Annotated in this window: 9 protein-coding genes; 5 read left to right on the top strand and 4 right to left on the bottom strand. The window is 63.8% G+C overall.

The features are described from left to right. Nucleotides 1–243: 243 nt before the first annotated feature. Nucleotides 244–1,389: a hypothetical protein gene (locus tag JYP50_RS15770; RefSeq protein WP_206561518.1), complete on the top strand. Its 1,146-nt coding sequence runs from the start codon at nt 244–246 to the stop codon at nt 1,387–1,389. Next, nucleotides 1,386–2,780: an LssY C-terminal domain-containing protein gene (locus JYP50_RS15765; RefSeq protein ID WP_206561517.1), complete on the top strand. Its 1,395-nt coding sequence runs from the start codon at nt 1,386–1,388 to the stop codon at nt 2,778–2,780. Before JYP50_RS15770 ends, JYP50_RS15765 begins: the two co-directional genes overlap by 4 nt. On the opposite strand, the gene JYP50_RS15760 is transcribed toward JYP50_RS15765, so the two are convergent. Beyond that, a complete protein-coding gene (locus JYP50_RS15760) occupies nt 2,768–3,676 on the bottom strand; it encodes a hypothetical protein (RefSeq protein WP_206561516.1) in 909 nt (302 codons plus the stop codon). The two genes, JYP50_RS15765 and JYP50_RS15760, sit on opposite strands and share 13 nt — an antisense overlap. Before the next feature lie 293 nt (nt 3,677–3,969). Here JYP50_RS15760 and JYP50_RS15755 point away from each other — a divergent pair, with 293 nt between their 5' ends. Together JYP50_RS15755 and JYP50_RS15750 are read left to right on the top strand one after the other, a co-directional pair. Then, the gene (locus JYP50_RS15755; RefSeq protein ID WP_206561515.1) at nt 3,970–5,772 is read left to right on the top strand and encodes a DUF885 domain-containing protein; all 1,803 of its coding nucleotides are present in this window, start codon (nt 3,970–3,972) and stop codon (nt 5,770–5,772) included. Further along, nucleotides 5,754–7,136 carry an MATE family efflux transporter gene (locus tag JYP50_RS15750; protein WP_347136817.1) on the top strand — a complete coding sequence of 461 codons (1,383 nt, stop codon included), beginning with the start codon at nt 5,754–5,756 and terminating at the stop codon, nt 7,134–7,136. Before JYP50_RS15755 ends, JYP50_RS15750 begins: the two co-directional genes overlap by 19 nt. Before the next feature lie 31 nt (nt 7,137–7,167). Here JYP50_RS15750 and JYP50_RS15745 read toward each other — a convergent pair whose 3' ends face one another. Continuing rightward, nucleotides 7,168–8,049: a lysophospholipid acyltransferase family protein gene (locus JYP50_RS15745; RefSeq protein ID WP_206561514.1), complete on the bottom strand. Its 882-nt coding sequence runs from the start codon at nt 8,047–8,049 to the stop codon at nt 7,168–7,170. Nucleotides 8,050–8,139: 90 nt separating this feature from the next. After that, nucleotides 8,140–10,383 carry a phosphoenolpyruvate--protein phosphotransferase gene (gene ptsP, locus JYP50_RS15740; RefSeq protein WP_206561513.1) on the bottom strand — a complete coding sequence of 748 codons (2,244 nt, stop codon included), beginning with the start codon at nt 10,381–10,383 and terminating at the stop codon, nt 8,140–8,142. A gap of 123 nt (nt 10,384–10,506) precedes the next feature. Between ptsP and JYP50_RS15735 the strand changes: the two genes are divergently transcribed. Beyond that, on the top strand, nt 10,507–11,358 hold the full coding sequence (locus JYP50_RS15735) for an SDR family oxidoreductase (protein ID WP_206561512.1): 852 nt from the start codon (nt 10,507–10,509) through the stop codon (nt 11,356–11,358). A 911-nt stretch (nt 11,359–12,269) separates the two neighbouring features. Here the strand turns inward: JYP50_RS15735 and JYP50_RS15730 are convergent. Next, on the bottom strand, nt 12,270–14,336 hold the full coding sequence (locus tag JYP50_RS15730; RefSeq protein WP_206561511.1) for a choice-of-anchor D domain-containing protein: 2,067 nt from the start codon (nt 14,334–14,336) through the stop codon (nt 12,270–12,272). Between the last annotated feature and the right edge of the window lie 221 nt (nt 14,337–14,557).

Below are 14,557 nucleotides of genomic sequence, written 5' to 3'. Positions count from 1 at the left end.
CGCGATGGGCTGTGCGCCGCGCCGTGAATCGCGCCGCCGGCCGCGTGTACCGGCAGCGTGTATTGGCCGCTTGTATTGACCAAGTATAGAAAAAAATCCACCCCGGTGGATCCACCGCCCGCGGCGTCGCCTTAACGCCAGGCGAACACCGCCGCAGGCGCACTATAATGTGAGCAAACTGGCTCTACCGACGGCGGTGGTAGCGCACTGGAGAAGGGGCCGAAGCAACAGTTGGACAGGGTGTTGGCCAAGGCGTTGGAGAAAACATCGGAGAAAGCACCGGAAAAAACATCGGTGGCCGTATGGCGCTGGATCGCCGCCCTGCTGGTGCCGTCACTGGTCGCCGGGTGTGTGGCGGTGCCCACGGCGGAGGATTACCGGGCGGGCGAGGCCGTGCTGCCGGCGCCGGCCCCCGGCGTGGCGCGGGATTTGCGCGCCGGTTTTCGGCAGGTGTTTTGCGCCACTCTGGCACAAGACGTGGCACAAGGCGTGGCACAAGACGTGGCACAAGACGTGGCGAAGGACGATCGGGGCTGCGGCGAATGGCTGTGGCGCCTTGCCGACGAGTCGCCCGCCGCGGCGCCGGCGCCGCTGCCGGCCCTGGATCGCAACCTGCGTGTCTTCGTGGTGGGCGGGGCCTTCTCGGATTGTTTCGGGGCCGCCTCCCTGGCCTGGGGGCGGGCGGTGGGCGCCCTGTCGGCGGCGGGCTACCCGGTCGCGGAACTGCCCATCGCCAGTCGTTCCAGTGCCTCGGCCAACGCGGACCTGATCGCCGGTGCCCTGCGCAGCGACCCGCCCGCACCCGGGCAGCGCACCCTGCTGGTCGGCTACTCCAAGGGTGCGGTGGATATTTTGCACTTTCTCGGCGAGTATCCGCGCCTGGCGGCCCGGGTGGACGCCGTGGTCAGCGTGGCCGGCCCGGTGCGGGGAAGCCAGGTGGCCAGCAGTGGCGCCTGGGCCTACGACACACTGCTCGTCCACGCCTTTGCCGGGCGCTGCGATCCCGGCGATGGCGGGGTGGTGGACAGCCTGTTGCCCGAGCGCCGCCAGCGCTGGCTGGCGGCGCATGCGTTGCCGGCCCACATTCGCTATTTTATGCTGGAGGCGTTTACTACCCGCGAGCGCATCGCCCGCGCACTCAGGCCCAGCTGGCAATTGCTGGCGCGCCGGGAGTTGCGCAACGACGGTCAACTGATGTTGAGCGAGGGGCTGTGGCCGGGTTCGAGCCTGCTGGGCTACGCCAACACCGACCACTGGGGGGTGGCCATTGATATCGAGCGAGAGCTGGAAACGCTGGCGGCGCGGGACGACGATGCGCCTTTTCCGCGCGCGGCGCTGTTCGAAGCCATCGTGCGCTTTGTGGCGCGGCAGTTGGGGGAGGGAGCATGAGCTTGCCTGAGCGGCCGGCCTACTGCTGGGTCCTGGCGGCCTGTCTGTTGCTGGCCGGGTGCGGGGCCAGCACACCGCGGCAGGACAGCGCGCAGGGGGGCGCCAGCAACGATTTTCGCACCCAGACCCGTCACGATGTGACGGTGTCCACGACCCTGCTGACCGACGGGCAGGCTCGGCAGGTTTACGGCGTGGACCTGGCCGATGTCGGCCTGCAGGCGATCTGGCTGCGCATGGAAAACCGCAGCGATCACAGCCACTGGTTGCTGGTGGCGGCCTTGGACGCCAACTATTTCGCGCCGGGAGAGGCCGCCGCCCTGTTTACGCCGGGTCTGATGGGAGAGGACGAAACGCGCCTGGTGCAGCGTTTCAATGACCTCGCCATGCCCCTGAAGAGTCCTCCCGGGGCGATCACCGAGGGCTACGTGCTGGCGCCGCGGCACGAGGGCGGCCGCTACCTGGCGGTCACCCTGGCCGGGGAAAAGCACTCGCTGCACTTCGATTTCGCGGTGACCCTGCCGGACGGCACCTTCGACTTTGAAAGTCTCGAGCCGGAACAGATCTACGCGGGCCAGGTGCGCCCCGACCTGGATCTGGACGCGCTGCAGGCCCGGCTGCGGGGGCTGCCGTGCTGTACCACCGACAAGAAGGCGCAGGGGCAGGGCGACCCGGTCAATCTCGTGTTCCTGGGGAATCTCGGGGACGTGCTGGCGGGATTGTCCCGGGCGGGTTGGTCGTTCACCCACAAAATCAACCTGGACACCGTGCGCCGCCTGATTGGCGCGGGCATTTCCGGCGGCGCCTATCCGGTGGCCCCGGTGTCGCCACTGTACCTGTTTGACCGCCCCCAGGACCTGGCCCTGCAGCGGGCGCGCAACACCATCCTGCAACGCAACCACATACGGCTGTGGCTGGCGCCCTTCCGCCACCAGGAGCGTTCGGTCTGGGTGGGGCAGGTCAGCCGCGACGTGAGTATCAAGCCCACCCTGCGCAGCCCTAACTTCGTGACCCATGTCATCGACCCCAATGTCGACGAGGCCAGGGAGAACCTGTTGCAGTCACTGATGCTGGCGGGTGTCCTGCAGCGCTTCGCCTTCGCGGCCGGCGCGCCCGTCGGCGACCTCGACGAGCCGCGCAAAAACCTGACCGGTGACCCCTATATCAGCGACGGCCTGCGCCTGGTGGCCCAGGTGTCCGGGCGCAGCACCACGGCTCTCGGCGACATTGAGTTTCTCGATTGGCAGGACAGCCCGGACCCGTTGCTCGCGCCGCGGGCGCGGCGCTGCCGGGCAGTCGCGGGGGATGATTGCACTTTCCTGCCGCCCGGGGTGACCCCGCCGTCGGGGAATGGCGGGCAGCGCGACGTCGCGACCGGGGGTCAGAACCCGTAGTCGAATACGATACTCAACCCGTCCACGTCCGGTCCGAGTACCGCCTGTATGCCCAGGGCCACCTGCCGGTAGCCCAGGGAGGCCCCCAGTTCGAAAAAGTGGTCGAAATTCAGGACCTCCCGGGGAGCGCCCACGAAACTGGTGGCGGCCCCGTGGCCGATCAGGTAGAGCGGGTCGTCGCCGATCTTGATCGCCAGCGGCTTGGCGAGATCGAGTTTGACCGACACGCTGCCGTTGTGGGCGTCGAAGGGGGCAAAGCCCTTCGATTCGTTAAAACTTTCCACGTAGCTGTATACGAAGTGTGCCGCGCCCCGGACCTTGATTGAGCCCCATTTCTCCCGGTAGAGCAGGCCGATATTGGCGCGGCCGATATAGGCGCTGCTCTGCCAGTCGATGACGACGCCCGAGAGCAATGCTTCAAGGGCCGGTCCGAGGGGCTCGCCGGTAATGGTCGTTTCGTTGTCGATGCGGGTGCCGCCGAGACCCAGTCCCGGCGCCAGGAAAAACCCGCCCCCCAGGGGCATGACCAGGCCCGCCTCGATCACCGCGGAGTAGGCTTGCCACTCGGCGTCGAGTTCCACCGGGGGTAGCGCCAGCGCGGGAAAGTCGACCCGCCCCTCCTCGGTGTAACTGAGGGCGCTGAACGCGGCCTGGAGATAGGCCTTGGACCGGCGGCCTTCCAGTTCGAATTCGCGATACAGCGGAAGCTTGATCACGTCGATGTCCTGGTCGATGGCGCCGTTGCTGTCATTGTCGATGCTGAAGCGGGAAGCGGAGATTTCCGGTTCGGCGGCGAAACTGATCAGGTGGGCATAGGCGCTGCCCAGTTCACGCAGTTCAAGGGTTCCGCGATCAACCTCGCCTGTCTGGCTCGCCGCGGTTCGGGCGAGGGCCATGCAGGCCAGGCACGCCGCGGCGCGCGCCGAACGGCGACGCGATTGGCTTCGGGGCGGTTGTCGGTCAATGCGCTTTCGATGGAACATCTGGACTTCCAGGTGGCCGGGTGACCCGGGCAAGTATAGACCAGGCGCGGTCCCGGCTACGGGCTTTCCAATCCCGCGCCAGCGTCTATACTAGGCGGCTTGGCCGCATCCGGGCAGAGGACCCGCCGCTCGTTCCAGCGCACGCAAAGTAGCCTGTCGACACTTCCGGCCCGCCCGGCGCAGCCCCCAAAATCAGGAGTATCTCCATGCGCAACTATATTGTGACGGCGCTGTTTTTGCCGTTGTTCACGCTTGCCGCCCCGTTGTGGGCGGAAACCGAGAGCGAGCGCCTGACGCGCTGGCTCGATGACCGCTACGAAGAGGAGCTGGCTTTCAGCCCGATGGGCCTGACCGAACTGGGGCGCAAGCAACAGTACGACCAGATCGACGATTACAGCGAGGCTGCCCTGGACGCCGAGCTGGCCTGGCAACTGGGTACCGTCGACGATCTGCGCGAGCGCTTTGACTACGGGGCGCTGGAGCCCGAGGCAAAAGTCTCCTACGACTACTGGGTGTATCGCGCCGAGCGCGCGAGCAACCAGGCGAAGTGGCGGCGCCACGACTACGTGCTGGACCCGGTTACCAGCAGCCACACCGACCTGCCGCAATTCATGATCAACTACCACAAGGTCGACACGGTACAGGATATGCGCGACTACATCGCGCGACTGTCCGGGGTCGCCCGGGCCCTGGGACAACTGCAGGCGCGGGCCGCGGTGGCGGCGGGGGAGGGCATCCGCCCGCCACGCTTTGCCTACGGGGTGGTGATCGAGCAGTCACGGGGCATGATCACTGGCGCGCCCTTCGAGAATGAGGGGAATCCCGCTCCGCTGTGGAGCGACGTACTGGCCAAGACCGCCGCCCTGCGCGAGGCGGGGCTGGTGGACGACGCGCAAATGCAGGCATTGCGTGATCGTGCCCGCGCCGCGTTGGTGGACGAGGTGGGGCCCGCCTACCGAACGTTGATTGCCTGGTTGCAACAGGACCGTGCCAACGCGGACGCCCAGGCGCGGGGCGTGCACGGCTTGCCCGACGGCGGTGCCTACTATGCGCACCGCCTGCGCCAGTACACCACCACCGATCTCAGCGCGGAGCAGGTTCACCAGCTGGGCCTCGAGGAAGTGGCGCGCATCCGCGGCGAGATGGAGGCCATCCGCGAGCAGGTGGGTTTTGAGGGCGACCTGGACGCCTTCTTCGAGTATGTGCGCAGCGACGACCGTTTCTACTACCCGAACACCGACGCCGGGCGGCAGGCTTTTATCGACGAGACCCGCCATTACCTGGAGCTAATCGAGGACAAATTGCCGCAGTACTTTGGCATCCTGCCCAAGGCGGGGCTGGAGGTGCGCCGGGTGGAGGCCTTCCGCGAACGCGATGGCGCCTCCGCCTTCTACGAGCCGGGCACCGCCGATGGCAGCCGTCCCGGCGTGTACTATATGCACCTGTCGGACATGCGCGCCAACAACCGCACCGACCTGCAGACCACCGCCTACCACGAGGGCGACCCCGGCCACCACATGCAGGGTTCCATCGCCCTGGAGCGCGAGGACCTGCCGCTGTTTCGCACCAACGTCTGGTATTCCGCCTACGGCGAGGGCTGGGCCCTGTATTCGGAACTGCTGGCCTGGGAGATGGGCGTCTACGATAACCCCTACTACGACTTCGGCCGTCTCGGCGCGGAAATTTTCCGCGCCATTCGCCTGGTGGTCGATACCGGCATGCACGCCAAAGGCTGGTCCGAGGAGCGGGCGGTGCGGTACATGCTGGACAACTCGGCGATTCCCGAGGCCTCGGTGCGCTCCGAGATCCAGCGCTACCTGGTGTGGCCCGGGCAGGCCACCTCCTACAAAGTGGGCATGCTGAAGATCCTCGAGTTGCGTGAGCGGGCCCGGGAGGCCCTCGGTGACGACTTCGACATCCGCGACTTCCACGACCTGGTGCTGGGCGGCGGCTCCCTGCCGCTGGACATCCTGGAGCGGCGCGTGGATGAGTGGATCGCCGCCGGCTGACCGTGTTTTCATCCGCGACACTCAGGGAACTGTTCCGGCTGGCGCTGCCAATGGTGGTGTCACAGAGCGCCTTTGCGCTCATGGTGTTCACCGACCGCCTGTTCATGTCGCGCATCGACGCCCTGCACATCGCCTCCGCCCTCGGCGGCGGTGTGACCTTTTTCGTCTCCATCGCTTTCTTTATGGGGGTGATCTCCTACGCCACCGCGGTGGTGGCCCAGTACTATGGCGCTGGTCACATGGACAAATGCCCGCGGGTGGTGACCCAGGGCGTGTTGATCGCGTTGCTGTGCCAGCCCCTGCTGGCGCTGGTCGCCTGGCAGGCGGGGAACCTGTTCGCGGTGATGGGGCACGAGCCGGCCCAGGTGCGCCTGGAACGGCAGTATTACTACGTCCTGATGGCGGGCTCTTTCTTTACCCTGGTGAAAACCGGGATTGCGGCCTATTTCACCGGCATCGCCCGGCCCCGGGTGGTGATGATCGCGGACCTGTTCGGCGTGGCGGTGAACATCCCCTTGACCTACGCCCTGGTGTTCGGCGCCTGGGGGTTCCCCGAGCTGGGGATTCGCGGCGCGGCCCTGGGCACGGTGATTGCCACGGTGTTCACCATCGCCGTGTACATGGTGTTCTATTTCAACCGGGTGCACCGGCAGCGCTTCTCGGTGGCCGCGTCCTTTCATTACGACGCCGGTATCCTGCGCCGCTACCTGCGCCTGGGCCTGCCCTCGGGTTTCGAGCTGTTCGTGGGCGCCGCCACCTTTAACCTGTTCCTGTTGCTGTTCCAGTCCTACGGGGTGACTGAGGGCGCGGCGATGGCCATTGTGTTCAACTGGGACATGCTCAACTACGTGCCGCTGATCGGTATGAACATCGCCGTGACGAGCATGATCGGCCGCTATGTGGGCGCCGGCGACATGACCCGTACCAACCAGGTTATCAGCGCCGGCTTTTTGCTGGCCATCGGCTATTCGCTGGTGCTGGGGATCGGCTTTATTGTATTTCGCACCGAGCTGATGAACGTGTTCGCCACCCCCGAGGGCGATTTTGGCGCGATCGCCCGGCTGGGCAGCCAGATGATGACCGGCCTGGCCACCTATGTCCTGGCGGACGCCACCATCCTGATTGCCAGCGGGGTACTGCGCGGCGCCGGGGACACCCGCTGGCTGATGAAGACCTCCATGCTGGTGCACCTGTTGATGCTGGTCTCCCAGGTGGTGATCATCAAGGTCCTGGACTTCGGGCCCATGGCCAGCTGGTGGGCCTTCGTGGTGATGCTGCTGGCGCTGGCGATGATCTATTCCTGGCGCCTGCTCGGCAGCACCTGGCGCGCGCCGGAGCGGCTGGCCCGGGTGATGGCGGAATAGGGAAAGAGGGGTGGCGGCCGCGGCCGCTACCTCACAGGGTCAGTATGCGGCGCAGCAGGCCATCCTCGCGCCGGCGCTGTTCGCGCACCCGCAGCAGTTCCGCCAGCTGGGTCTCGATCTCGGTGGCCACGCGTTCGCGAATCTTGCGTTGCTGCGCCTTGGTCGGCGTCTTGCCGGCGTAGGCGGCGAGGTCCACCGGCTCGCCGAAACCCAGGAAACAGCGCTGCGGCCGCGGCAGCAGCGTACCCAGGCTGCCCCGGGGTATGGGCGGCAGCATGTCGGTGCGGGTGTCGCCATCGAGCAGCCCGAAGCGCCGCAGCAGGGCGCCCAGAGGCGTGTTGGGGAGTTCCTCGCTTTCGATCCAGTGGTCGTAGAACTCGTCGGGGCCGACGATGCCGAAGGGCATGATGGTGTAGCCGTGCGCCGCCGCCAGGCGCACGAAACCGTAGCGCTCCTTCCACTGCAGCTCGTACATGGCGCTGGCGGGCTTGACCGCCTCGTGCGCGCCGCCGGGGAACACCAGCAGGTCCTCGCCCTGTTCCATCAGCGCGGTGCACACTTCCGGGTGCCCCATTGCCGCCCCCAGCCGGATCAGGGTGTCGCCGATGGTGCGGTTGCTCCACAGGAATTTGTCGCCGAGGGGGCGCACCGCGCGGCCCAGTTCGCGGGCCAGCAGTGGCGAGATCACCATGCCATCGAGGGCGAACAGCGAGTGGTTGCCGACGAACAGGCAGGGCCGGTCCGGCACGCGCTCGCTGTGCAGTAGCACCGGCTTGAACAGCGCGCGCACCGCCAGGTACCAGGCGTCCAGTTCCCTGCCCTGAAGGGGGCGGGCCGCGATCGCGGCCGCGATATGGCGCTGCAGGGCATCACCCGCTAGCGGGTCGTTGTCGGCGCTGAAGCTGATCGGCATAGTATTCTTCCCGCTCTTCCTGCTTGTCCCGCAGGGTGACAATGAACCAGGGTTTACGCAAACAGTATAGAGGCCAGGCCCGGTGCCGGGCTACGTCGAATTCAGCAGGCGCTCGAGTCCGCGCTCGCGCAGGGCCTGTTGCAGCAGTTCGCGGATGTCGGCGGCGTGCTCCATGTGCAGTGCCCGCTGCGCGAGGGCGGCGGCATCCGCCTGTGAGATGGTGCGCAGCAGCCACTTGATACGGGGGATGCGCGCGGCGCTCATGCTCAAAGTGCGAATGCCCAGCCCGGCCAGTACCAGTACCGCCGCCGGGTCGGAGGCCATCTCCCCGCACAGGCTCAGGGGCAGGCCCACTTCGTCGGCGATCGCGGTGACGCGGGCCACTTCCCTGAGCACCGCCGGGTGCAGGTGGTCGTAGGCCGCCGCGACGCGCGGGTTGTTGCGGTCGAGGGCCAGCAGGTACTGGCTGAGGTCGTTGGAGCCGATCGAGACGAAGTCGAGGCGCGGCGCCCAGGTGGGAAGCAGTGAAATCGCCGCCGGTACTTCCACCATGATGCCCACGGGCGGTCGTTTCAGCGGGTAGCCCTCGTCGCCAAGCTGCGCCAGCGCGTCGTCGAGCAGCGAGCGCAGGGCGTCGATTTCGCCGGTATTGCTGACCATTGGCAGCAGAATATGCAGGTTGTCGCTGTCCCGTCCGGCGCGCAGCATGGCGCGCAGCTGGGTCATTAGCAGGGCGCTGTTGTCGAGGCAAAAGCGGATGCCGCGCCAGCCCAGGGCGGGGTTTTCCTCTTCGATGGGGAAGTAGGGGAGGGGTTTGTCGCCGCCGATATCCAGGGTGCGCATGTACACCGGCTTGCCGGCGTAGGCGCCCAGCACCTGGCGGTAGATGTGCTCCTGCTCCTCCTCCGAGGGGAAGGTGTCGCTGAGCATGAAGGGCATCTCGGTGCGGTACAGCCCCACGCCCTCGGCGCCGTTGGCCAGACCCGGGGAAATGTCCGCCAGCAGGCCGGTGTTGGCGAACAGCCGGATGCGCTGGCCGTCGGTGGTGGTGGCGCTCTCGTTGACCAGTTCCGCGAGTTCGCCCTTCAAGGCCTGCTCGGCCTGCTGCAGGCGGCGGAATTCCCTTTTCACCGAGGCTGCCGGGCGCAGCAGTACCTGCCCGACGTTGCCGTCGACGATCACCGTATCGCCGTTGTTGAGCTGTTTCAGGCCGCCGGTGCCCATTACCGCCGGCACCCCCAGGGCGTTGGCGAGCACCGCGGTGTGGGACAGGGTTGAACCCTCGAAGGAGACGATGCCCTGCAGCCGGTCCGGGTGGCAGGCCGCGATGTCGGACACACTCAACTTGCTGCCCACCAGCACCACGGGCCCCTTGCCGCTGCTCACAGGGCGGGCGTCGTTGCCGGTCCACGCCGCGTAGAGCTTGTTGCCCAGGTGGTGAATGTCCTCGTGGCGGGCGCGCAGGTAGGGGTCGTCCATGGCCAGGAACACGTCCGCGAAATGCTGTACGGTCTGGCGCAGGGCGCCCGGCAGCCACTGGCCCGCGCGAATGCGCATGGCCACGCCGTCGCGCAGCTGGCTGTCGCCGAGCAGCATCTGGTAGGCCGAAAACACCGCCGTCACCGCGTCGGAGAGACCCGGTTCCAGGGACCGCCGCTCCTGTTCCACCTCCTGGGTAACCTGCTCAAGCAGGGCATGCCACTGCCGCAGGTCGGCCTCGGGGTCGGCGCAGGCCTTGTCGGGGACTTTGTACAGGTCGTCGCGATCGCAGATCCATGCCTTGCCAATACCGACGCCGGGAGCGCCCTTTACCCCCCGCACCCGCTGGCTGGTGCCGCGCGCGCGGCTGATCGCCGCCGGGTCCATCGGCAGCACCAGCGCGAGCTGGGTGGAGAGGGTGACCAGAAAGGCCAGTTCCTCCTCGCTCATCAGCCGCGCCTCGCGGGATTGCACCACCAGCACGCCGATCACCTGCCCGCCGCGCACCAGTGGTACGCCGCAAAAGCTGTGAAAGGCGTCTTCGTGGGTTTCGGCGACGTAGCGGAAATCCGGATGGGCGGATGCCTCGGCGACGTTCACCGGATGCCGGCTGCGCGCCGCCAGTCCCACCAGGCCCGTGCCCTCCGGCAGCAGGGTGTGTCCCACCGAGCGCGGATCAAGGCCCCGGCTGGCGGCCAGCAGCATGCTGTGATCCGGCTGGGATATATACAGGCTGCACACATCCACACCGACCGCGCGGTGGATGGATTCCACGATCAGCTCCACCTGGTCGGCGTCGCTGCTGGCCTGGGCCGCGGCCTGGACGATTCGGGTCAGTTCGAGTAGGGGGTTCATATACCTGTTATTAGGCGGGAAAAGTCCGGTGTCGGCAAGAGGCAGGGGCGTGCTAGTGTTTGCTATGGGCAGCGGCAACGCGGCCGTTGACAATAATCATAACAGTGTGGACAGGAGTCGAGTATGCAGGGAAAACGTGTAGCCATCACCGGGCCCACGGCGGGGATCGGCCGCGAGACGGCGCTGGAACTGGGTCGCCGCGGCGCGCAACTGGTGCTGCTGTGCCGCAACGTGGCCAAGGGCGAGGCGCTTGCCGGGGAGATCGCGGAGCGCGGAGGCTCGCCGGCGGAGGTCGTCCACATGGATATGGCGTCCCTGGCCAGCGTGCGCGAGGCCGCTCGCGCCATACTGGCCTCCGGCGAGCCCCTGGACGTACTGCTGAACAACGCCGGCCTGATCAACACCGAGCGCCGCGAGAGCCAGGACGGTTACGAGGAGACCCTGGCGGTCAATCACTTCGCCCCCTTCCTGTTGACCGGCCTGCTGTTGCCCGCGCTGCAGCGGGCGGAGGCCGCACGCATCGTCAACGTCGCCTCCGACGCCCACCAGTTCGTGCGCAGCATGGGCTTCGAGGATATGCAGGCACAGGAAAACTACCGGACGTTCCGGGAGTACGGGCGCTCCAAGCTGGCCAATATGCTGTTCACCCTCAGCCTGGCGCGGCGTTTGGAAGGGCAGGGGATTACCGTCAACTGCCTGCACCCCGGGGCGGTGTCCACTTCCCTGGGCGGGCAGAACCCGGGCGTGTTGAGCCGCCTGTTGCCGGTGTTGCTCAAGCCCTTCTTCCGCAGTCCCGAACAGGGGGCGCAAACCTCGATCTACCTGTGCTGTGACGAGGCGGTGGCCGATGTGACGGGGCGCTATTTCGTGCGCTGCAAGGCGGTGAAACCGCGGCCCTGGGCGCTGGACGAGGGCGCCGCGGAACGCTTGTGGGAGTACACGCAGGACTGTGTTGATTTTGTGTATCCGCAGTAGAGTCTGCCCGTGTTGAGATCAGAGGTGTGAAGGAGGCTCCGTTGTATCTCGCAGACTGTGGGTACGCAGGGCTGACTTGCAACTGAAGTCTTGCGATCTCCTTTCTGAAAAACTGGTACGCTCAAGTAGTCGGTGTTGGTTAGCTAATCCAATGAAAGTTTATGCAAATATCTATTAGGAAATTTGGTATCTGGCTTGTCTTGCTGGCAATTCCGTTAATTATACTGTGCGCGGTGGCTACTAATACTTATCAATCAGTATCTATATTCCGAAAAATTGATCGCATGCTGCAGAATCCGACCGTTGTTGTATATATAAACGGTAGGCCCCTTAATGATTTGTGTGAGCTACAACGGGTTTTTTCAAATAGACAATATTTAAAGATACGAAGTGGGTCTCATCCTGAATTTGATTTTGATGTTTCAATAACAACGCGGGAAAAATCTTTGAATATCAGGTTGGCTGCAGACTCTCGCGATAAGAATATGTACTGGGTATATTTTGTCGACAATCAGGACAATGAGCTTTTCGGACATGATGAGCTTATTGGATTTGTTAGATCCGATGTGGTCATAGGGAAAAGATAAAGAAATTATGCGTCAGGAGTCAGGTGCAGCTCGTCGCCGGTCAGTCGCTGCGGGATATCCCCAAGCTCCAGAAATTGGGTCCGCCAAAGCCTTTGAGCTATTTTGCAGAGAGTTTTACAGCGCGGAAAGTCGCAATGGCAATGGCCCATCGCAGCGGGCACTATACCCTCGCAAAGCTGGGTGAAGCTTTTGGTGTGAGCTACGCCACTGTCAGTCGAGCGGTGAGGGCGCTCGAAGAAAAACGTGGATACAACGTGTCAAATGTAAGGCCTGACCCCGTTCGCTGCGCTAGGCGGGGTTTTCTCAGTGCGATAAATCAGGAAATTACCATGCCCATCGGCGCCTTACATAGGATACACCGATGAGGCCGATGACCGCAGCGAGGAATATTCGAGTCCATTCCGGGAGGGTAGGTACGGCGGTCACGGACGCTGGCAGTACCACAGCAGTGACTGGGTCGGTGATGGTGCCTGGAATGCTGTCCTCATCCAGAGGTCCTCCGTCCGTCACGATGTAGCTGATCTTGTTACCTTCAATAGTTGCGTTCGGTATTGCAATCCAGTCACCAGAAGAGGTGACCTTATAGGCAATGCTTCCATTCGGGAGGTCGTCGCCGAACAGGGCTTCTATCGAGACAGAGCTACCACAACCGGCGAGAACAAACCGCAATTGTGTCGATATGGCTTGCCCCGGTGCCTTCTCTGTCGATACCGGCTCGGCGGTTACCGGCCCTTGGAACTGGCAAGTTAGCGGTGCATCAACAACCCTTACACCCACTCCGAGTCCGCCAGCATCTCCGTTGTCACCTATTCCGTCGCCGTCAAAATCATCTTTTTCCACAGGATCGAAAGGGAATGCATCATCTGAGTCGAGTGTTCCATCACCGTCTGTGTCTCCCGAAGGTGTTACTGAATTACTGGCTTCAGATACTTCGCTCGTTCCAACACTATTAGTGGCTTTGACGGTAAAGGTGTAGGTTGTGTCATTTGTGAGCCCAGTGACAGTACAGGGAGAGCTCGAACAGGTACCGGTTCGGTTCTCTGGTGTACTGGTGGCCGTGTATTCAGTGATGGGAGAGCCACCATCACTAGCGGGGGCGGTAAACTCGATGGTCGCTCGAGCTTCCCCGGCGGTTGCTGTGCCTATAACAGGAGCTTCCGGGACTGAAATGACCGTGAGCGTGTCAGTAGCCGAACCGCTAGTGCCCAGGGATGACAATAGATCTCCGCTTGTGTTGATATACGTTCCCGCGTTGCTGGAGGTGGTATCTACACTGATCACGCAGACGGTGTTTGCTGCCGCAGTGCCTCCAGTGAAACTTACATTACCCGTTCCCGAGAGGGCTGTAAGCGTTCCACCGCTGCAGGTGGTTGCGGCATTGCTTGGCGTGGAAACAACTAGCCCGGCTGGTAGATTATCTGTAAACGACAGATTTGTTGCTCCAACAGTATTTGAACTGTTGTCTATAGTGAGCGTTAGCGTCGAAGTGCTATCGGCATTTATTGAATTTGGTGCAAAGCTCATGCTGAAAGCAGGTGGAGCGGTTCCCACTCCTGTAACAGAGAGATTGTAGGGATTTTCATCGCTATCGTTGTTGGCTATTGCGATAGTCGCGGTCTTGGCGCCCGCGCTTGTGGGGGTAAAACGCACGGTGTAGGTGGTCGTGCCGCCGCCGGCAGCTACCGGGGACGAAGGTTGAGTCTGGATACTGAATTGATCGGCATTGGCTCCCCCCAAGCTGATCGGCGTGGTCAGCATCAGATCGCTGTTGCCCGAGTTCACCACAGTGAATACCGCATTGCTACTGGAATTCAGCGCGTGATTGCCAAAGCCGTAGCTACCGCCATCGGCGATGGGTATGGCACCTTGCGACAGGGCCATTTCCGGGGCCGTTCCCGTACCGGTAATGGTCAGGTTATAGGGATTTTCATCGCTATCATTGTTGGCAATTGCGATGGTGGCGGTCTTGGTTCCCGTGCTGGTGGGGGTGAAGCGTAGGGTGTAGGTGGTCTCGCCGCCGCCGGAAGCTATTGTCGATGAAGGTTGAGCTTGAATACTGAACTGATCGGCATTCGCTCCGCCCAGGCTGATCGGTGTGCTCAATGTTAGATTGCCACTACCCGAGTTGGCCACCGTAAATACCGTATCGGTACTGGAGTTGAGTGCTCGAGCTCCGAAGTCATGTGTGCCGCCGTCGGCGATGCCGGTGGCGCCTTGGGAAAGAGCCATTTCCGGTGCTACCGGAACCGCGTCAATGAGGTCGTCCACAATAACTCGTCCGCCGATATTGGCGGCATCTTCAATTGCGACCCAGGCCACGTCTCCTGGAATATTCAGTGTAGTTGCGCTTGTATCCAGTGCGACGCTGCTCGATGTGTAGAGAGTATTCAAGTCGCTGTCCCACGCAGTTACTTTGTAGTTGCCGGCGACGGTGACTGCAACTTTTGTCGAGAAAGTAGAGGCGCTAGAGGTTAGCCCAAGGAAAAGGCCTACTGAATCGCCCCGGGATTTCCGGAGGCTCAGTTGCTTGAGTCAGGCCGCCATGGCTGACTCTTCTTGCTGGCGATAGTACGCCATTTCCAATTCCGCCGGCGGAATATTGCCGATGGGCT

Origin of the sequence: Parahaliea mediterranea (assembly GCF_017255185.1) — a bacterium.
In the GTDB taxonomy this organism is placed as follows: Bacteria; Pseudomonadota; Gammaproteobacteria; order Pseudomonadales; family Halieaceae; genus JAFKCZ01.
Note: the sequence above shows the minus strand (reverse complement) of the source record. Positions and strands in the feature narration are given on the sequence as shown.

Bases quoted from the DNA above. Each gene is read 5' to 3' on its own strand.
- JYP50_RS15745 (WP_206561514.1), bottom strand. From the start codon at position 8,049: ATGCCGATCAGCTTCAGCGCCGACAACGACCCGCTAGCGGGTGATGCC.
- ptsP (WP_206561513.1), bottom strand. From the start codon at position 10,383: ATGAACCCCCTACTCGAACTGACCCGAATCGTCCAGGCCGCGGCCCAG.
- JYP50_RS15755 (WP_206561515.1), top strand. From the start codon at position 3,970: ATGCGCAACTATATTGTGACGGCGCTGTTTTTGCCGTTGTTCACGCTT.
- JYP50_RS15760 (WP_206561516.1), bottom strand. From the start codon at position 3,676: ATGGCCCTCGCCCGAACCGCGGCGAGCCAGACAGGCGAGGTTGATCGC.
- JYP50_RS15765 (WP_206561517.1), top strand. From the start codon at position 1,386: ATGAGCTTGCCTGAGCGGCCGGCCTACTGCTGGGTCCTGGCGGCCTGT.
- JYP50_RS15735 (WP_206561512.1), top strand. From the start codon at position 10,507: ATGCAGGGAAAACGTGTAGCCATCACCGGGCCCACGGCGGGGATCGGC.